Raw genomic sequence first — 19126 nt, 5'->3', positions numbered from 1 at the left:
TACTCGAATTAACAAAAATTTTACATAGTTTTAATCTAATTACATAAAATTAAAACTTATATATCATATTTTACTATATGTAGTTAATTCTGAATAGTATGACATTTTTGTGTTTTTATATGAAAAAGCATCCATCTTTAGTATGGATGCTTTTAGGCATTTTATGAAATAATTTTCTAACCGTTAAAAAAATCCTTAATAGGCCGAAAGTTTTCAAAATTCGGCTGTATCAATTCATTTTTTGACTGATAAAATTGCTGTTTCAGATTGGGCTCGGAAGAAATCAAATTTTTTATTCAGTAAAACTCCAATAAAAAAAAACCAAAAGTCCACGACTTTTGGGTGAGCCTCTTTCACTTCCTGCGCAAAAAACTATTAATGCCCGCCCAGGAAAACCAACTGTATAAAGAATAAAACAGCGAAAATGTAAACAAACAGATGAACTTCTTTCCATTTCCCTTTTGCAATTTTCATAAGAGGGTATGAAATGAATCCAAGTGCAATGCCCGTTGCAATGCTTGATGTAAGAGGCATGCTGATAATGACAAGAAACGCAGGGAATGCTTCATCAATTTCATTCCAGTTAATTTTTGCAATGTTGCCCATCATTAAGCTTCCGACAATAATTAATGCAGGTGCCGTGATGGCAGCAATTCCAGAGACAGCGCCGACAAGCGGACTGAAGAAAGCAGTTAAACCAAATAGTACAGCGACAGTTAAAGTCGTAAGTCCAGTACGTCCTCCTGCAGCAACCCCCGCAGAAGATTCAATGTAAGCCGTTGTAGGACTTGTTCCGAACATCGCCCCAACTGTCGTTGCAGCAGAATCAGCCAATAGGGCTTTGCGGGCGTTTGGCAGTTCATTGCCTTTCATTAGACCTGCTTGCTGAGCTACCCCAATCATTGTTCCAGTTGTATCAAAGATAGTAACAAGCAGGAAAGAGAATACAACGCCATAAAGGCCATGCTGAATCACTTGCCCGATTGCTTCAACAGGATTTAAGATGATAAATCCTTCCGGCAGGCTCGGCATGGAAACGAATCCTTCTTTAAAAGAAAGTTCCCCAGTAAAGAATGCAATAATACCAGTAATGATCATCCCGAAAAAGAGGGCGCCATGTACATTTAAGCTCATTAATACAAGCGTAACAGCAAGTCCAACAAGTGCGAGGATGACAGGAGGAGAAGTCAAATCTCCAAGCGTTACAAGGTTTTCCGGATGATCCGTTACAATTCCAGTTAAACGCAGGCCGATAAAGGCTATAAAAAGACCGATTCCTGCTGTAATGCCATATTTTAAATTAGCCGGAATCGCTTCAATCAATTTTTCGCGGAACGGAGTTAAAGATAAGATCAGAAAAAGAATACCCGCTACAAATACGGATGCAAATGCAATCTGATAGCTGACTTGATGACCACCGACAACTGAATAAGCAAAATATGCATTCAATCCCATACCAGGAGCAATTGCAATTGGATAGTTCGCTGCAAGCGCCATCCACAATGTACCGACAATAGCGGCGATAATGGTTGCTGTAAACACCTGGTCAAAAGGAACACCTGCGTCTGCAAGGATAATAGGATTAACGACGACAATGTAAACCATAGTTAAAAACGTTGTAAGTCCTGCCAGCATTTCTGTTCGCACAGTCGTTTGATTTTCTTTTAATTTAAACATGAGAGCCTCCAATTAACGAACATTTTCACAAAACATTTATAATAATATTCGTTTTTTAGGTAAAATGCAAGGGATTTTCATTTTGTATCCATTTTAGTTTCTTCTGTCCAAGCTTTCTTATGTCCGCATCCTTTGGTATCTTACTAGGTAAGGACCTATTGAAATAAATATGAAAAGGGGTTTAAAGATGGATTGGATGCAGGAAGTTTTAAGCAGGAAAGAAGATTTCATTAAAGACACTCAAGAATTTTTGCGCATTAAAAGCTTGCTTGATAAAAAAACAGTCAAGGCAGGCTCTCCATTTGGAAAAGGAATTAATGAAGCTCTGACTCACATGCTTGAAAAGGGAGAAAAAGACGGATTTATTTCAAAAAATCTCGAGGGCTATGCCGGTCACCTGGAAATGGGACAAGGGGAAGATATCGTCGGAATTCTGTGTCACGTTGATGTTGTGCCGGAGGGTGACGGCTGGAGCAGTAATCCTTTTGGGGCGGAAATAAGAGACGGAAAAATCTTTGCACGCGGAGCCATTGATGATAAGGGTCCTACAATGGCTGCATATTATGCAATGAAAATCGTAAAAGACCTCGGATTGCCATTGAACAAAAGAGTCCGCATGATTCTTGGAACAGATGAAGAAAGTGACTGGGGATGTGTGGACCACTATTTTAAACATGAAGAAATGCCTGCACTCGGTTTTGCACCTGATGCAGATTTTCCGATTATCAATGCTGAAAAAGGAATCATCGATGCAAAGCTTACATATTTCTTTGATAAAGCACTAAGCAGCAAAAGCGGGACAAAACTGCTTTCTTTTCAATCAGGAAGGCGCTTCAACATGGTTCCTGATCATGCTGAAGCTCTAATTCAGTCTGATGATGCACAGGGGCTTACAGAAAAATATAACAAATATTTAAACCAATATGATATAACAGGCAGTGCTTCTGAAGAAAATGGAGTGCTTACACTTAAAGCTGAGGGTGTTTCGGCACATGGAAGTTTGCCGCACACAGGCAAGAATGCCGGTCTGCTCCTTTCCCTTTTCCTTGCAGATGAAGAATTGGATCATAACGGGAAACGATTTATCAGACAAATTGTTGCCTTCTTCAGCAATGACACGAGCGGTGAGAAACTTGGCATTCAATGTGAAGATGAAGTGAGCGGCCCGCTTACTGTGAACCTTGGCATCATTTCTTATGATAGTGAAAAATCAGGAGAGCTTGGTGTGAATATCCGCTACCCTGTAACTGGTGATGTTGAGCGGATTTCCGAAGGATTGAAATCCATTACCGAATTTCAGTTAGCATCTCTAAGTGATTCAAAGCCTCATTATGTTGATGCAGAGCATGAATTAATTCAAACACTTAAAAAAGTGTATGAAGAACAAACAGGGGAGCGTGCTGAATTAATAGCTATAGGTGGCGGAACCTATGCACGTTCTCTGAAGGCTGGTGTGGCGTTTGGCCCGATGTTTCCGGGAAGACCTGATGTTGCTCATCAAAAAGATGAATATGTCATCATTGACGATTTGCTTAAAGCTACCGCCATTTATGCACAAGCCATTTATGAATTGGCAAAATAATGTTAACGAATTCCGCCTGTTGTGGTAGGATGAGTGAAGAAGCTTTTTGGCCGCTCTCTGTTACCGGAGGGCGGTTTTTCTGGGAGTTTTGCTTTTTAAGAAGGCTGCTCCCCGAATATCAATTTCGTATTTAAAAAGGGTTATGTGTTCTTCTCTTGTTTAAATTTGAAAGTTAGAAAAGAACCTTAAAGAAAGAAGGCTGTTGTTTTGGAATATTCATTGCAAAGTGAGCATCGTACAACTAGAGTTCACTTTTATTCTTTTTATTTTTTAGTTTTTTTTGCTTTCGGTTCGCTATTTCCGCTGCTTCCTGTGTATCTGAAAGACAGTGTCGGGCTTTCTGGAAGTCAAATAGGAATGATCATGAGCATCAGTCCGGTTGTAATGATTTTGATTCAGCCTCTGTGGGGGATTTTGAGTGACATGACACAAAAACCGACTGTTTTATTAACGATTGCGCTGACGCTTGCAGGGATTTTTGGACTTGTTTTTTCAATGATAGATACATATATTTGGCTGATTGCCATTGCTTCGCTCCTTGCGATTGTACAGAGTGCGCTCATTCCATTATCAGACAGCATCTCAATGAATTACGTTCAAAAAACAAAAACAGAGTACGGTTCGATCCGTCTGTGGGGTGCGGTTGGATTTGCGGTCGCCGTTATGGCTGTAGGACAGCTTTCAGAGCTTTTTTCATTAAGTATGATTTTCTATGCGTTTGCCCTTATTTTATTTATTGCTGTGTTTTTCGCCTATCAGCTTCCGAATGAAACGAAAACAATGCAAATCAGCATCAGGGAAGGAATAAAAGAGCTTGCTAATGTCCCAAGGTATTTCTTGTTTTTATTTGTTGCTTTTCTTGTGCTGGGACCAATCTTAGCAAACAATATTTACTTTGGAATTTTTGTGGCAGAGCTTGGCGGGGGACTGACAGGGATAGGCATAGCCTTTCTTCTTGCAGCAGGCAGTGAGGCGCCTTTTATGAAATTCGCAAGCAGCTGGATCAGCAGACTTGGGATGATGAATATTCTTATGATGGCAACTTTTATTTCCAGCCTGAGATGGTTTCTGTACTTCTTTGAGCCTCCGCTTGGAGTTGTTTATTTTACAACCATCGCTCAAGGATTGTCTGTAGGCCTGTTTATTCCTGCAGCCCTTCAATATGTTAGAGAGCTCGCGCCGATTTCTGTAGGGGCGACAGCCATTTCCCTCTATTCATCAGTAGGGAATGGTCTCGGAAACTGGTTTTGCACATTTTTCGGAGGTTTAATCCTCGAAGGTTTTTCTATCCTATATGTCTATTTGTTTTTTGGTATTCTTTCAACGGTCGCGTTAGCTGTATTAGCGATTATGAATATAAGAATGAGAAAAGCTGCTCCGGAATAAGTGCCGGGCAGCTCCTTTCTGTTGCTTAGTAAATTATAAAAGTCAAACGGTTGTGGATACTGAAATAAATGTATTTACGTCAAGCCCGGCGCCTAGATCCTCGGTCAGAACGAATCTGCCTATCGGAGCGGGCCTTGGCGCCTGCGTTTTTGTTCTTATTCCTGGAGAAATAAATCACTTGATAAATAGCGTTCACCTGTGTCGCAGGCGATGCACACGACAACATCATCAGGAGTCAGGCGTTTCGCTACTTCCAGTGCAGCAAAGCAGGCGGCACCAGATGATGGGCCGACTAATATGCCTTCTTCGGCAGAAAGACGGCGGGTAATGTCGTAAGCTTGTTCGTCTTTGATTTTGAATATTTCATTATAGACGTTCTGATTCAGAATGTCAGGTATGAATCCGGGACTTGTGCCTACAAGCTTATGCTTGCCTGGCTTACCGCCAGACAGGACAGGAGATCCTGCAGGCTCAACAACGTGAACCGTTAAATCAGGATAATGCTCTTTCAGCCTTTCGCCAGTTCCTGTAATCGTTCCGCCTGTACCGGCAGTTGCCACAAATGCAGACAGTTTTTTGCCAAGCCCGTCCATTGCAGAAATGATTTCAATGGCGGTTGATTTGCGGTGTGCATCTGAGTTTGCTTCATTATCAAACTGCATAGGAACAAAGCTGCCCGGGATTTCTTTTGCAAGTTCATTCGCTTTATTGATGGCACCAGTCATTTTCTCATCGCCAGGAGTCAGCACGACTTTAGCGCCATATGCTTTCAATAGATTGATTCGTTCCTGTGTCATCGTGTCAGGCATAACGAGTATGGCTTTATAGCCTCTTGCAGCAGCGTTCATTGCAAGCCCAATGCCAGTATTGCCTGAAGTCGGCTCAATAATGGTGGAATTCTTATTTAAAAGGCCCTGTTTTTCAGCCTCTAGAATCATATTTAATGCAGCTCTGTCCTTTACACTTCCGCTTGGATTGAAAAATTCAAGCTTCAAATAGACGTCCGCTCCGTTTTCAGGATTCAGCCGATTTAATTTTACCAAGGGAGTATCGCCAATTAAATCTGCTATATTTTCAACTACACGCATTTATATCAGCTCCTTTATTTGATATGATAGCATATATTTTTTCGGCAGCCATCCAATGCGCATGATTATATTCTTGCCTGTACCTTTGATAAGATGAAAACGAAAGGGATTTTTCTCGTTTGTGGATAAACTATAAAAAAAAGTTGAAAGATGTTTTATTTCGGCAGAAAAAAATCAAATGTTGGCTGCAGGGCATTATGATCAATAGCATAAACAGCCTTCAATGTGAATAAGGAGACTGACATGACAGCTTTGAAACACTTTTTTATAGGTATATCACTTCCTGAAGAATTGGCAAAATCCATTTATAATCAAGCGTCTTCTTTAAGGGAAGAAAAACATTTTAAAACTTGGGTGCATCCGCTTGATTATCATCTTACTCTGGCATTTTTAGGACATCCACAATCAGAAAATCAATTAGAGCAGGTGAAACATGATCTTGAGAAGACCCTTGTAAATAATCATGCCTTCCAATTGCAGACAACCACATTCCAGACGTTCGGGAGACCGCAGTCACCAAGGATTTTCTGGCTGGGAACAGAGGATTCAAAAAAGCTTGCAGAGCTCAGGAGCCAGGTTTATCAGATTTGCAAACATGCTGATTTCAAACTGGATGCGCGCCCGTTTACTCCGCATGTTACCGTCGCAAAGAATTGGATCTCAGAAGAAAATTTCTTAAATCAGCGGATAGCTTCACCTGAACAAATGAGTTTTACCGTGACTAGTGTGGATCTCTTTGAGACAAAGCTTGATAAAAATCCTAAATACCATTCCATACACAACGTGATGCTGCGCTGAAAAAGATTTGCCTGTCATCCTGTGTAACAACAAATGCAAAGCAGGGATAACTATGAAATGGATGAAAATATTAATTCAAATTGCTTGTTTATATCTTTTTTACCTGGCCGGAGTTTTTATACAGCGGCATTTGCAGCTATCTATGCCCGGAAGCATTATCGGAATGTTTCTGCTGTTTTTCTGCCTTTCTTTAAAAATGATCAGGCTCCCGATGTTAAAAGAAGGAAGTTCTATGCTGTTAAGTCATTTATCACTGCTTTTTATACCGGCCACAGTCGGTTTAATCGATCATTTTGATCTGTTCAGCGGTAAAGGAATCGTAAGTGCGCTTGTCGCTCTTTTCAGCACGGCCGTGGTTATGATTTCGTCCGCTGCAATAGGTCAGCGGCTCACCATGAGAACGGAAGCTTCCGAAAAAAGCGGAGAAGTTTAATGTTTTCAGCTGTCCTTTACATAGTGTTAACGATTGTCATATATGCTGCCATGAGGCAGCTCTATAAAAAATATCCCCTGCCTATTCTTGTGCCTATAGCGACATGCACTTTTTTAATCATTCTTCTTTTATTGAGCACTGGAACGACTTATTCAGAATACTTGAAAGGCGGAATCTGGATTGATCGGCTGCTTGGACCTGCGGTTGTGGCTTTGGCCTATCCTTTATATGAAAGCCGCCGTATTCTGAAAAAATATGCCTTTACTATTCTAGCAAGTGTTTTTGCAGGAAGCATCATTGGCATAGGCAGCGGAACACTTCTTGCAGGGCTTTTTCATGTGGATGAGGAGCTGATTTTGTCTCTTGCCCCTAAATCAGTGACAAATCCAATTGCAATGGATATCGCAGACATGATGGGCGGTATACCGGCGCTTGCTGCAATCTATGTCGTCATTGCAGGTGTTTCAGGCGCAATGTTTGGACCGTCTTTGCTGCAGCTTTTGGGCATTCATCATTCAGTAGCAAAAGGGATTGGACTTGGTGCAGCATCGCATGGCACAGGTACGGCAAGAGCACTGGAGCTGGGTGAGCTTGAAGGAGCCATCAGTTCGATTTCGATGACTTTATGCGCCATCTTTACAGCGATAATTTGTCCGCTGCTCGCACCATTTATTTTAAGCATCCTATAAGGAGTTGAAAAAAATTGGCTCAACTAATCAAGATCCATTCTTGCATTTCAAGGTACGAGATGGATTTATACCGCTACCAAAGCCAATTTCTGCGTTTAAAGAAACAGCAATGGCAAATGATCAAGCTTGCTTATGAAAATAATGAGTTTCAGCAATTTGTAAGACCTCATACAGAGACAATGGATGGGGAAGAGGGGAAAGAGGAAAAAAAATTTCTCAGAAAGGTCCGTAATATATTAAGGAAAAAAGAAGAAATTGTTTCATGCGATTTGAACATTCCAGCTGCTGAGAAACAAGCAGACACAATGGAATTCATCTTTCACTCCGTTCCGCAATCATTGGATGAATTAAAAGCGAAATTTATGAATCACATCTTTCAGTTCCAAATGAAATGGGCCACGTCTACCATTCGTGAAAAATCATATGCAGATGCTTCTTTTTATGAAAATGAGAGATTGCTTGAACTTCTTCAAAAATTGCCTGATCAGCATCTCATTATGTATAATCCTGTTTTCAAAATAAAAAATACGTCCATTGGGCTTGATCCGATATTAATCAGTCCTGGAGAAATCGTATGTATCCATTATCTCGAAGGGGGACAGCACGACGTTATTGAAGGCACAAGTGAACGCTTCTGGACAGTGAATCCGGGAGATCATGAAAAAAAACAGCTTTCTCCTTTAATCAGTTTGAATCGAACAGGAACAATTGTTAAGCAATTACTAAGAGAAAGCAAGATCGATCTGGAAGTGAAAAAGGTACTGCTGTACAAAAGCGGATTCATCGAGTTTCCCCAGGCACCATATGATTTAACACTTGTAGATAAAAGGAATTTCAGCGGATGGTTCCAATTTTACAGAAATTCCACAACGCCAATTAAGCATGAACAGCTGAAGGCTGCTGAGATACTTTTGTCCCAATGCTTGATTGACTCTTTTTGCAGAAACGATTAATGCGCCGGCAGGCGTATTTTTTTATAGATTCGTACATACAGTTTCACTAAAAAAAGCTATAATTTTACTAGACTGGGAATATCTACAGATATTCATGAAATCGCTGAAGATAATGGAGATTAGGATGAAGAACAGCATATACTTTATCATTAACCCCCTTGCCGGGAATGGCAGATCATTACGTGTTTGGAAAAAGGTAAAAGCTGAACTCGAGCTTAAATCTATAGACTATCGTTCTTTTTTAACTGACTATTCAGGTCATGCAGAAATTCTGGCCAGGCAAATAGCGACGATTCAGGATTATCACTTGAAGACGGTTATTGGAATCGGCGGAGACGGCACGATTCATGAAATCGTAAATGGGATGAGTGAATTTAATCATGTGCAGATAGGGTTTATTCCAGCTGGATCCGGTAATGACTTTAAGAGAGGGTATGGCCATTCTTCTAAAGAAGCTTCATCAATTTTCCGCGGGTTAAAAAGGCAAGTAAAAACATTTGACCTAGGTCAATATCATACAGGCCAAGTGAACCGTTTCTTTGTAAACAGTATTGGTGCAGGGTTTGATGCATATGTTGCGAAGCTTTCAAACGAAATGGAAGTGAAGAAACTAATGAATAAATTACGGGCAGGTTCTTTAATTTATATAGCGGCCCTGCTGAAAGGGCTTATGAATTATCAGCCAAGTACCGTCACATTGACTGTTGATGAAACGGATCACGTGTTTGAAAATGTCTGGCTTGCGGCAGTATGCAACCACCCATTTTATGGGGGAGGCATGAGAATTTCTCCAGCTGCAAAACCGGATGATGGTGTACTTGACCTCATCGTTGTGCATGATTTATGAAGATTAAAGCTGCTTCTGCTCTTTGGACTGGTTTTTGCTGGGAAGCATACACGGCTGAAAGAAGTTCATACGTTCACGGGAAAGGAAATAAAAATTGCTGCAGCTGCTCCGCTCATGCTTCATGCGGATGGAGAATACATAGGGGAAACACCGGTCACAGTCACATTGAGACCTAAAAGCATAAAGTATTATACGTGAATCTAATATCAAGTTGTTTCTCAATGGGTATACTGATGTGATGAAACAACTTTTGCAGGCAGGTGACTAAAATGTTATCGGTACAACGTGCATATCATGCATACCTTGATGAAATGGACTTAATTACAATCCTTATCCCAAAAGACATGCAGTCCTCTGACAATAAAACATTTTTTCTTTTGGATGGCGAAACCCGGCTGAAGCTGCAATGTGAGCGTCAGCAGGATATTGAAAACAGAGTTAAATATCAATGCAGACTGGATTCATCCATAAAACCATTTGGAAAATTGTGTGAAATATGTGATGAACTAGATAATAAAACAGATCTGCAAATCGGTGCAGTTATTCGGACGGATGAATTTGATGACCACTTTTATTATGAAGGGGATGACCTTGGGGTCCGTTTCAGCAAAGACTCTGTAACAATGAAGTTATGGGCTCCGACTGCGACAGGTGTACGGGTGAAATTACTGTTTCCAAGCGATCATCGGGAGGAAACTCTTCCACTAAAGCGAGATGACAGCGGAATTTGGGCAATCGAACTGAAGGGTAATTTTGACAGCGTTTTCTACACTTATCTCGTGTGTGTTAATTTAATTTGGAATGAAGCGGTTGATCCATATGCAAAAGCCGTATCCATGAATGGCGTTTATGGAGTCATCGCAGATTTTGGTCAAACAGTGGTAGAGAAACGAAAACCAGCTCCTCTTGCTCAATTAACGGATGCCATTATCTATGAAGCGCATATACGTGATTTTACCATCCATCCAAACAGCGGTATTAACCAAAAAGGCAAATATGCAGCATTCACAGAAACTGACACAAAAACAGGGATGGGAATGACATCAGGCATATCCTATCTGAAAGAACTTGGCATTACCCATTTGGAATTGCTCCCTTTCAACGATTTTGAAGGAGTCAATGAGCAGAATGTTCTGGAGCATTACAATTGGGGATACAACCCGCTTCATTTTAATGCTCCAGAAGGCAGCTACTCATCTGACCCGGAAAATCCATATACAAGAATAAAGGAATTAAAAACAGCCATCAAGGCTATTCATGCAAACGGCATAAGAGTCATTATGGATGTGGTTTACAATCATGTTTACATCAGAGAAAATTCCTCTTTTGAAAAAATTGTTCCGGGATATTTCTTTCGTCATGACCAGAATGGGCTTCCTTCAAATGGTACTGGAGTAGGCAATGATTTTGCTTCAGAAATGAAAATGGCCAGCAAGTTTATTGTAGATTCAATCACTTTTTGGCTGAAGGAATATGATGTTGACGGTTTTCGCTTTGATTTAATGGGGATATTGGATATTCACACAATGAATAAGGTGAACGATATTTGTAAGCGGTTAAAACCTGATATTCTTATTTTAGGAGAAGGCTGGGATTTGCTTACCCCGCTTCCATATGAAGAAAAAGCCATCATTGCAAATGCGGGTAAAATGCCTGGCATCGCATTTTTCAACGATCAGTTCAGAGACAATATTAAAGGAAGCACGTTTGAAGTGTTGGACAAAGGATTTATTCTTGGCAACTCTGGAAATCCGGAAATGCTTGCAAAAATCATGAGCGGTTCTATTGCACATTTCACAAGTCCTGCACAATCCATCAATTATGTAGAATCGCATGATAATCATACGCTATGGGATAAGATGAATTTGTGTCTTCCAAATGAGCCAGTTGAATATAAACGGTTTAGGCAGAAGCTTGCTGCGGGTATGGTCATTCTTGCACAGGGAATTCCATTTCTGCATAGCGGGCAGGAGTTTTACCGAACAAAACAAGGCGTGGAGAACAGCTATAACTCACCTGATGAGATCAATCAGCTAAACTGGAATGAAAGAGAGCAATATGCAAATGATGTCAGATATATTCAGCATCTTATTTCTCTGAGGAAGTCTCATGGAGCATTCAGGCTAAGGTCCTCACAAGAAATAAGCAGACATTATCAGATATTTATGAATGGGGATGGCATTTTCGCGTACTGCTTAAACGATGTAGGTGCGTATGGGCCATGGAGAAAGATTGCGGTTATTCATTGCAGTCATCGAAATGGCAAGGTTATACCTCTGCCCTGGAAAGGTGAATGGGAACTTGCCTCAAGTCCATTCATTTTTCAGAGAGAAGTAAACTCAGCCAAGCATGTAAGCGAATCATTTGAGGTGAAAGAAATAGGGACTTTTGTCTTATTCCAAAAGTAGGTTTTCGGTTTTTCTTGACTAAAATTGCTTGGAAACGATAAAATTTAAAAGGATAGCTATCTGTAACAGATTTTTCATCTTAGAATAGCTGTCTTTTTTAATTGACTTAATGAAAAATATATAAGGTGAAGGAAACAGGCTGTACACTTTATTCGATCATGTTCGCGTGTGCCCTGATGCTTTCCCTATTCCAAACTTATAAATGAAATGTTGGGTTGAAATTGAAGGTGAACTGGTTGGAACAACTACTAGGAAGCGAGTGGGAGCTATCTCCTGCTGGCGGAGCAACAGGCGATGCATATTTTGCACAGCGAGAAGGGCAAAAATTGTTCTTAAAACGAAATAGTTCTCCATTCTTGGCCGTTCTGTCTGCTGAAGGAATTGTTCCTAAGCTGGTATGGACAAAAAGGCTGGAAAATGGCGATGTTATTACAGCACAGCACTGGCTAAGCGGACGTGAACTGAAGCCAAGTGATATGAAAGGTGAAAATGTAGCGGAACTGCTGCATAAAATCCATCATTCCAAGGAACTGCTGGATATGCTGAAACGTCTGGGAAAACAACCGCTTACTCCTTCAATTATTTTAGAGGATTTAAAGCAAACGGTTGAGTTCGAAAACTTTTATCTCCCAGAAGTCATGCAGGCTATTCATTATCTTGAATCCAATCTTCCATATGTGGATTGTGATGATAAAGTTGTCTGTCATTGTGATGTGAATCATAATAATTGGCTGTTATCCAATGATGAACAGCTATATCTGATTGACTGGGACGGGGCCTTAATTGCAGATCCAGCAATTGATATCGGCATGCTTTTATACTGGTATATCGACGAAAAAGACTGGGAAAGCTGGCTTTCTACATATGGCCTGAACTTGACCGATCAGCTTCTTGGGAGAATGTTCTGGTATGTGCTTGCGCAAACGATTACTTATACCCTTTGGTATCGCGCAAAACACAATGAAAAGGAAACAAATGAATGGCATAACTACCTGCGTCAAATGATTTCTAAGTTAAATTAAGAAAATGAATCAATATCATCAATCCATTGTGTAAGAACATTTTGCTGAGATGTTATATATGAATTCAGTTCTGAAGAATTTTTTCCATCCTGACTGTAAGAATAAATATTTTGCAGTACGTTTTTTAAATCCTGATGAATGTTTGTATTCACCATCAGTGATTTGATGACACGCTCCAGTTGTTCACATTCTGCAACTGTTCCGCAGCAGTCACTTTGATGTTCTGTCAATATATCCTTTAATAATTCAACTTGATGCTGATATTCCAGCGGCATGGCAAGCACTCCTTTACAGATTCTTGTCTTAACTTGTGCAGGAAGAAGCCATTTCATTCTGAATAAAAATGACCAGATCCAAGCAGGGCCTGGTCATTTTTTGTTGCAGTTAAATCCGCTCAGCTATTTGCTTTTGATTTTGCCTACGCTTATAAAACCTTGATTTACACGGATAAACCTTAGATTTATGCTGATAGAACTCAGGTTTGCGCTGATAAAACCTATTATAAAATACAGATTTTAACATGGAATTTCTCTTGCGCACCCACCCATTTCATGATATCTTTTATGGCGACATTAAATCGATAGAGGTGTGCATCATGCGATTGCGGAATAAGCCGTGGGCCAATGATTTCATTGCCGGGCATTCAAATATTGTGATTCAGAATCCTAAAGAGTATAAAGGAAAATGGAATGAACTTTTTGGGAATGATAACCCGATCCATATTGAGGTAGGGACAGGAAAAGGGCAATTTGTTGTTGGAATGTCTAGCGCTAACCCAAACATTAATTATATTGGGATTGAATTGTCTGAAAGTGTCATTGTTGGTGCTCTTCAAAGAGCAGCCCAGGCAGAACGAACAAACATTCTGCTCCTCAATGAGAATGCAGAGGATCTGACTGACATTTTTGCCAAGGGCGAAATTGAGAGAGTTTATTTGAATTTCTCTGATCCATGGCCGAAGACGAGACACGAAAAACGGAGATTAACCTTTAAGGCATTTCTTAAGAGATATGAAGATATCTTGGTTGATGAAGGTGAAATTCATTTTAAAACAGATAATCAGGGATTGTTCGAGTATTCACTTCAAAGCTTCTCAGCCTATGGACTGCTCTTAACATATGTAAGCTTAGATTTGCACAATAGTGAGTATGAAGGCAACATCATGACGGAATATGAAGAAAAATTTTCACAAAAAGGGCAAAGAATTTATCGCTCTGAAGTGAAATATATAAAAAAGTAACCCATGTCCACGGACGCGGGTTTTTTTGTTATGATGGAAACGGAGGGGATAATATGGAAACTTTAAAAATAGGTCAAACAACGTTAACATGGCTTGACGGCGGGGTAACTTATCTTGATGGAGGCGCAATGTTTGGGGTCGTTCCAAAACCGCTCTGGTCAAAAAAATATCCTGTTAATGAGCTCAATCAGATTGAGCTTCGCACAGATCCAATCCTTGTTCAAAAAGAGGGCATCCATTTGCTGATTGACAGCGGCATTGGCTCAGGAAGACTTACCGATAAGCAAAAGCGGAATTTTGGTGTGACAGCCGAATCAAATGTAATCGCTTCATTAAATGAATTGGGTCTGAAAGCTGAAGATATTGATTATGTCCTGATGACGCATTTGCATTTCGATCATGTTTCCGGTCTGACAAAGCTTGAAAATGATGAACTTGTGTCTGTATTTCCACATGCAAAAATCATTACTTCATCTATTGAATGGAATGAAATGAGAGAACCTAATATTCGTTCAGCCAATACATACTGGAAAGATAATTGGCTGGCAATCGAAAAACAAGTCGTTCCTTTTGAAGGAAAAACAGAACCAGTGCCAGGCATTGAAATGATTCACACTGGCGGCCATAGTGACGGTCACAGCATTGTTAAAATAGAAGATAATGGAGAAATGATTCTTCATATGGCAGACCTCATGCCGACGCATGCCCACAGCAATCCTTTATGGGTGCTTGCATACGATGATTATCCAATGAATTCAATACAGCAGAAGCAAAAATGGCTCGGGTTTGCCAATGAAAAACAGACTTGGCTGTCTTTTTATCATGATTCTTTTTACCGGGCAATCAAATTCAATGAAAAAAAAGAAATCATCGATAATGTGAAAAGAAATCGACCAGAATAAAAAAATGGCATGGAGAACAGTGTCTCCATGCCATTATGCATGTTCAGTCTGGTTTTTTATGTTATGGCTTATGCAATTTGTTCTACGTGAAGGATATTCCCGCTTTTTGCATCTACAAAAGCTTCATATTGTTCGAGCTCAGAGTCAGCCGTTCTGGTAATTCCCGCTTTGTAAATACTGTATGTCTCTCCAGAATCGGTATAGGACTCGCGGATTGTATAAATCCATGATCCATTGATTGGACCTTTTTCCTTAAATGCATTTTTCACAACAGTTAGAGCTTTTTCAGAAGTAATATATGCCGGCTTTAATTGATCCTTAAATATGTATGCAGCAGCCAGGCCAATTCCAATACCAATGAATGCTTTTCTGCAATTCATAAACGATCTCCTCCATCCTTAACACATTGATTTAAGTATACAGAAGATTCCTTTTCTTGTTAAGTGTGGTTATGTCTTTTTAAGAAGCAGAATTTGTTTGGAAAGCCTGCTATCTTTACCGGAACTTTTCTTGGCAGGGCTATCAGAATGGTTTGGTTAATAAAATGAAAAACAGGTGGATAAAATACACGCTGATAAAATTCCAATGCAGGTAGTTTTATTTCTGATTTTGGCTGATAAATCCTGAAAGTTGGTTGATATGTCCTAATCTGCCTGTCGGGTCTGAACAGCCGGTTTGCTTTTATTTAGTAGCACGAAAGGATAACTTTCTGTAAAATAAAAGAATACATACGTAAAGGGGATATGATGGATGAACCAAGAGACGTTAGAGCTTTTTAAGACATTGACGGAGCTTCCGGGTGCACCGGGTAACGAGCATGCCGTGCGTAAATTCATGCGTTCAGAGCTCAGCAAGTACTCAGATGAGATTGTTCAAGATCGGTTAGGCAGTATTTTTGGGGTGATGCACGGTCAATCAGAAGGTCCCAAGATTATGGTTGCAGGGCACATGGATGAAGTAGGGTTCATGGTAACGGGTGTAACGAAAAACGGAATGATAAGGTTCCAGACGCTTGGAGGCTGGTGGAGCCAGGTGCTTCTTGCACAGCGCGTTGAGATCATAACAGATCAAGGGGCGATTCCCGGAGTAATCGGATCGATTCCACCTCATTTATTAAGTGAAGATCAGCGGAACAAACCGATGCAGATTAAAAATATGCTTGTTGATATTGGAGCGGATTCAGATGAAGATGCAGCAGAACTGGGCATTAAGCCAGGACAGCAAATTCTTCCTGTTTGTCCATTTACTCCAATGGCCAATCCTAAAAAGATTATGGCTAAGGCATGGGATAACCGTTATGGATGCGGATTGTCGATTGAATTGTTAAAAGAGCTGAAAAACGAAACACTTCCAAGTACTCTTTATTCTGGTGCAACCGTACAGGAAGAGGTAGGGCTTAGAGGAGCACAAACCGCTGCCAATATGATTCAGCCTGATTTGTTCTTTGCTCTTGATGCGAGTCCTGCCAATGATATGAGCGGAGCGAAGCATGAATTCGGCCAGCTGGGCAAAGGCGCCCTGCTCCGTATTTTAGACCGTACAATGGTGACACATAGAGGAATGAGGGAATTTGTTTTAGACACGGCAGAATCAAACAATATTCCTTATCAGTATTTCGTGTCACAAGGCGGAACAGATGCAGGTCGTGTTCATACTTCAAATGATGGTGTTCCTTCTGCAGTTATTGGCATCTGCTCGCGTTATATTCATACAGCAGCTTCTATTGTCCATATTGACGACTATGCTGCTGCAAAAGAATTAATTGTCTCGCTTGTAAAAGCTTGTGATCAAACGACATTGGATACAATAAAGCAGAATTCATAAAGTTAAGAAGCGGAAATCACTGAGGTGGTTTCCTTTTTTAAGAGATAAGAAAGTATAAAATTTTGCGCAATGATGACAAGCGGAATCGCCCTCCCCGGCCAGAACAAAATCTCACAAAAAAGTCAGCCGGTTTCTTATCTGTCATGCCCGAGCTAAACGTGCGCTTGCGCTTTTCTTTATATAAAGGAGAAAGAAATAGATGAAAATAGCTATTGGAACCTTAAATCCGGCCAAAGTTAATGCGGTAAAGGCATCTCTATCTGATTTTGAGCAATTTACATTCAAAAGTGTCAAAGTTCCATCTGGAGTATCTGACCAGCCGTTTTCAGATGAGGAAACCATACAAGGCGCCATTAACCGTGCAGAAAATGCCAGGGAAATGGAGCAGGCTGATCTTGGCATAGGTCTTGAAGGAGGTATCATTGAGACAAATCAAGGTTTTTATTTATGCAATTGGGGAGCCGTTGCAGGAGGCGATATCAGACCAATTATTGCAGGCGGCGCCAGAATCCTTCTGCCTGATGAGGTTGGTAAGAAGGTGAAGTCGGGCGTTGAGCTTGGAATCGTCATGGATCAATATGCGAATCAATATAATGTCAGTCATAATGAAGGGGCAATCGGGATATTTACAAATGGCATGGTGAATCGGAAAGAAATGTTTACTCACATTTCTAAGCTGTTATTTGGCCAATATTTTTACATGCATAAAAAGAGCAGCGGCAGATAGGCCGCTACTCTTGTTCAAAAAGATAGGATAACACTGCAATGGCCTGATCAATTGTTTCTACCGTTACATCAGCTTTGGAAGAAAGTTCTTTAAGCGGGTGATGCAGGTTCACCGGTCTTATGATAATTAACGGTTTTTTGCTGGATAATGCACTTGTTGCATCCATTGCAGTATTCCACTGTTTATATTTTTCTCCAAATAAAGCCATTACAATATCCGCTTTATCCATCAAAACTTTTGTTCTGAAATTATTAATTCTGGATGCAGCTTCGTCTTTTAAAATAGCATTTGGCTGTGAACCTAATATTTCTTCTCCAATAAAATCAGACCGATCATGGTTTTCCATTGGTCCTGTAAAAGTTACCGGGAGATTTTGGGCCTTCTTTTTTACTTCGTTTCTCCAATTACTATGTATTTCTCCTGCCAAGTAAACATTTATATTCACTTAAAAGTTCACCTCTTTTTTAAAAATTCATTACCCTGTTTTTCTTTTCATAAAACAAAGCTCTCTTGTCAAGTCTAAAATGAAAGAGTTATTATAGAAAAGGGTCTTATTTTCCTATTGAATAAGGAGGGTTTTTCTTGAAGAAAATTCTAGCAGTCATGATCTTTGCTTTTCTTTTTTCCTTATTAGCCTGTTCAATAAATGAAGAAGAAATGCAAACTGCAACGATAGATCAGACAAAAAAGACTTTTACAAGCAAGCCGGCTGCTGCCAATGAAGAGAGCGGGTCTTTTAAATATCATTTGCCGGAAGGCTATAAAGTCGCATCTGCAAAAAATAATAACTTGATTTTCAAACGGGAGGATGAGCAATTTATACTATTTGTAAATGATAAAGAAAAAGAGGACAGTACCGTTTTTTATGATTCGCTGCTTGAGCAATATAATGATCCAATAGTAGAAGAAACCTTTAAGGATAAAGATCGATTCGGATACGTACTTGTGGATAAACTTGAAGAGGATGAGTATGAGGTTTCGGCGGGAATCGGCGGAGTTAAAATGACAACGCAAACAGACGGCCGCAGTGTTGCAGATACAGCCGAACAAATGATGGAAATTGTGTCTTCTGTCAACTATTAATAATAGAAATCCCCCTTTGCTCTGCAAAGGGGATTTTTTTTACTGAAGGCTAAACTATTGGTAACTCAAGGATACTTTTGGTATGATGCGATATGATGAATGCACAAATTGGAAATGATATTATTGGAGGTTTTAACAATGGAAAAATTACAATCAATGGCTCATTATAACGAGGTAATTCAAAAAGAAAACGTGATTCTTATGTTTTCAGCTGACTGGTGTCCTGATTGCCGTTTTATTGACCCGTTTCTGCCGGAACTGCAGGCTGAAAATAACAAATTCACATTTTATTATGTAGACAGGGACGAATTTATCGATCTATGTGCTGAATTAAATGTATTCGGAATTCCTAGTTTTGTCGGATTCCACAACGGACAGGAAAGTGGCCGTTATGTGAACAAAGACCGTAAAACGAAAGAGCAGATTCAGGAATTTATAGACGGATTATCATCATAAAACAGTTACTA

At 40.1% G+C, this 19126-nt stretch carries 19 protein-coding genes and 1 pseudogene; 15 read left to right on the top strand and 5 right to left on the bottom strand.

Annotation, left to right across the window (positions count from 1 at the left end):
• Positions 1–375: 375 nt before the first annotated feature.
• Positions 376–1677: an NCS2 family permease gene (locus LIT25_20695; protein USK32973.1), complete on the bottom strand. Its 1302-nt coding sequence runs from the start codon at positions 1675–1677 to the stop codon at positions 376–378.
• A gap of 187 nt (positions 1678–1864) precedes the next feature.
• Here LIT25_20695 and pepV point away from each other — a divergent pair, with 187 nt between their 5' ends.
• On the top strand, positions 1865–3259 hold the full coding sequence (pepV, locus tag LIT25_20690) for a dipeptidase PepV (GenBank protein ID USK32972.1): 1395 nt from the start codon (positions 1865–1867) through the stop codon (positions 3257–3259).
• Between the two features lie 207 nt (positions 3260–3466).
• Positions 3467–4645: an MFS transporter gene (locus LIT25_20685; GenBank protein ID USK32971.1), complete on the top strand. Its 1179-nt coding sequence runs from the start codon at positions 3467–3469 to the stop codon at positions 4643–4645.
• Positions 4646–4800: 155 nt separating this feature from the next.
• Here the strand turns inward: LIT25_20685 and cysK are convergent, their stop codons facing one another.
• Positions 4801–5733, bottom strand: a complete 933-nt coding sequence (cysK, locus tag LIT25_20680) for a cysteine synthase A (protein ID USK32970.1) — start codon at positions 5731–5733, stop codon at positions 4801–4803.
• Positions 5734–5976: 243 nt separating this feature from the next.
• On the opposite strand from cysK, the gene thpR reads away from it, so the two are divergent.
• The 7 genes and pseudogenes from thpR (at position 5977) to LIT25_20645 (ending at position 12883) form a co-directional block, all read left to right on the top strand.
• Positions 5977–6531, top strand: a complete 555-nt coding sequence (gene thpR, locus LIT25_20675; GenBank protein ID USK32969.1) for an RNA 2',3'-cyclic phosphodiesterase — start codon at positions 5977–5979, stop codon at positions 6529–6531.
• A gap of 52 nt (positions 6532–6583) precedes the next feature.
• Positions 6584–6964, top strand: a complete 381-nt coding sequence (locus LIT25_20670; protein USK32968.1) for a CidA/LrgA family holin-like protein — start codon at positions 6584–6586, stop codon at positions 6962–6964.
• A complete protein-coding gene (locus tag LIT25_20665; GenBank protein ID USK32967.1) occupies positions 6964–7653 on the top strand; it encodes an LrgB family protein in 690 nt (229 codons plus the stop codon). The genes LIT25_20670 and LIT25_20665 overlap by 1 nt, the downstream gene beginning before the upstream one ends.
• 14 nt (positions 7654–7667) lie before the next feature.
• A complete protein-coding gene (locus LIT25_20660) occupies positions 7668–8606 on the top strand; it encodes an NERD domain-containing protein (protein USK32966.1) in 939 nt (312 codons plus the stop codon).
• Between the two features lie 124 nt (positions 8607–8730).
• Positions 8731–9651: pseudogene (locus LIT25_20655) on the top strand (diacylglycerol kinase family lipid kinase).
• 71 nt (positions 9652–9722) lie between these two features.
• Positions 9723–11861: a type I pullulanase gene (gene pulA / locus LIT25_20650; protein ID USK32965.1), complete on the top strand. Its 2139-nt coding sequence runs from the start codon at positions 9723–9725 to the stop codon at positions 11859–11861.
• Positions 11862–12088: 227 nt separating this feature from the next.
• Positions 12089–12883 (top strand): phosphotransferase family protein, encoded by a 795-nt coding sequence (locus LIT25_20645; protein USK32964.1) that lies wholly within the window; start codon positions 12089–12091, stop codon positions 12881–12883.
• Here the strand turns inward: LIT25_20645 and LIT25_20640 are convergent.
• The gene (locus tag LIT25_20640; GenBank protein ID USK32963.1) at positions 12880–13158 is read right to left on the bottom strand and encodes a YtzH-like family protein; all 279 of its coding nucleotides are present in this window, start codon (positions 13156–13158) and stop codon (positions 12880–12882) included. The two genes, LIT25_20645 and LIT25_20640, sit on opposite strands and share 4 nt — an antisense overlap.
• 320 nt (positions 13159–13478) lie before the next feature.
• On the opposite strand from LIT25_20640, the gene trmB reads away from it, so the two are divergent.
• Both trmB and LIT25_20630 read left to right on the top strand, forming a co-directional pair.
• Positions 13479–14123 (top strand): tRNA (guanosine(46)-N7)-methyltransferase TrmB, encoded by a 645-nt coding sequence (trmB, locus tag LIT25_20635; GenBank protein USK32962.1) that lies wholly within the window; start codon positions 13479–13481, stop codon positions 14121–14123.
• A gap of 53 nt (positions 14124–14176) precedes the next feature.
• On the top strand, positions 14177–15025 hold the full coding sequence (locus tag LIT25_20630; GenBank protein ID USK32961.1) for an MBL fold metallo-hydrolase: 849 nt from the start codon (positions 14177–14179) through the stop codon (positions 15023–15025).
• 68 nt (positions 15026–15093) lie between these two features.
• Here the strand turns inward: LIT25_20630 and LIT25_20625 are convergent, their stop codons facing one another.
• Positions 15094–15405: a PepSY domain-containing protein gene (locus tag LIT25_20625; GenBank protein USK32960.1), complete on the bottom strand. Its 312-nt coding sequence runs from the start codon at positions 15403–15405 to the stop codon at positions 15094–15096.
• A gap of 370 nt (positions 15406–15775) precedes the next feature.
• On the opposite strand from LIT25_20625, the gene LIT25_20620 reads away from it, so the two are divergent.
• On the top strand, positions 15776–16849 hold the full coding sequence (locus LIT25_20620) for a M42 family metallopeptidase (GenBank protein ID USK32959.1): 1074 nt from the start codon (positions 15776–15778) through the stop codon (positions 16847–16849).
• Between the two features lie 199 nt (positions 16850–17048).
• Complete coding sequence (locus LIT25_20615) at positions 17049–17576, top strand: DUF84 family protein (protein USK32958.1); 528 nt, start codon at positions 17049–17051, stop codon at positions 17574–17576.
• Positions 17577–17580: 4 nt separating this feature from the next.
• On the opposite strand, the gene LIT25_20610 is transcribed toward LIT25_20615, so the two are convergent.
• Positions 17581–18021 carry a YtoQ family protein gene (locus tag LIT25_20610; protein USK32957.1) on the bottom strand — a complete coding sequence of 147 codons (441 nt, stop codon included), beginning with the start codon at positions 18019–18021 and terminating at the stop codon, positions 17581–17583.
• A gap of 137 nt (positions 18022–18158) precedes the next feature.
• On the opposite strand from LIT25_20610, the gene LIT25_20605 reads away from it, so the two are divergent.
• On the top strand, positions 18159–18659 hold the full coding sequence (locus tag LIT25_20605; protein USK32956.1) for a hypothetical protein: 501 nt from the start codon (positions 18159–18161) through the stop codon (positions 18657–18659).
• Between the two features lie 138 nt (positions 18660–18797).
• Positions 18798–19115, top strand: coding sequence for a thioredoxin family protein (locus LIT25_20600; GenBank protein ID USK32955.1), 318 nt, complete (start codon positions 18798–18800; stop codon positions 19113–19115).
• Positions 19116–19126: the final 11 nt, after the last annotated feature.

The organism is Bacillus sp. F19, assembly GCA_023823795.1.
Classification (GTDB): domain Bacteria; phylum Bacillota; class Bacilli; order Bacillales; family Bacillaceae; genus Bacillus_P.
Note: the sequence above shows the minus strand (reverse complement) of the source record. Positions and strands in the feature narration are given on the sequence as shown.

What these genes read in the sequence shown, in the direction of transcription:
- LIT25_20695 (USK32973.1), bottom strand. Translation starts at nt 1,677, where the DNA reads ATGTTTAAATTAAAAGAAAATCAAACGACTGTGCGAACAGAAATGCTG.
- pepV (USK32972.1), top strand. Translation starts at nt 1,865, where the DNA reads ATGGATTGGATGCAGGAAGTTTTAAGCAGGAAAGAAGATTTCATTAAA.
- cysK (USK32970.1), bottom strand. Translation starts at nt 5,733, where the DNA reads ATGCGTGTAGTTGAAAATATAGCAGATTTAATTGGCGATACTCCCTTG.
- thpR (USK32969.1), top strand. Translation starts at nt 5,977, where the DNA reads ATGACAGCTTTGAAACACTTTTTTATAGGTATATCACTTCCTGAAGAA.
- LIT25_20670 (USK32968.1), top strand. Translation starts at nt 6,584, where the DNA reads ATGAAATGGATGAAAATATTAATTCAAATTGCTTGTTTATATCTTTTT.
- LIT25_20665 (USK32967.1), top strand. Translation starts at nt 6,964, where the DNA reads ATGTTTTCAGCTGTCCTTTACATAGTGTTAACGATTGTCATATATGCT.
- pulA (USK32965.1), top strand. Translation starts at nt 9,723, where the DNA reads ATGTTATCGGTACAACGTGCATATCATGCATACCTTGATGAAATGGAC.
- LIT25_20640 (USK32963.1), bottom strand. Translation starts at nt 13,158, where the DNA reads ATGCCGCTGGAATATCAGCATCAAGTTGAATTATTAAAGGATATATTG.
- trmB (USK32962.1), top strand. Translation starts at nt 13,479, where the DNA reads ATGCGATTGCGGAATAAGCCGTGGGCCAATGATTTCATTGCCGGGCAT.
- LIT25_20630 (USK32961.1), top strand. Translation starts at nt 14,177, where the DNA reads ATGGAAACTTTAAAAATAGGTCAAACAACGTTAACATGGCTTGACGGC.
- LIT25_20625 (USK32960.1), bottom strand. Translation starts at nt 15,405, where the DNA reads ATGAATTGCAGAAAAGCATTCATTGGTATTGGAATTGGCCTGGCTGCT.
- LIT25_20620 (USK32959.1), top strand. Translation starts at nt 15,776, where the DNA reads ATGAACCAAGAGACGTTAGAGCTTTTTAAGACATTGACGGAGCTTCCG.
- LIT25_20615 (USK32958.1), top strand. Translation starts at nt 17,049, where the DNA reads ATGAAAATAGCTATTGGAACCTTAAATCCGGCCAAAGTTAATGCGGTA.
- LIT25_20600 (USK32955.1), top strand. Translation starts at nt 18,798, where the DNA reads ATGGAAAAATTACAATCAATGGCTCATTATAACGAGGTAATTCAAAAA.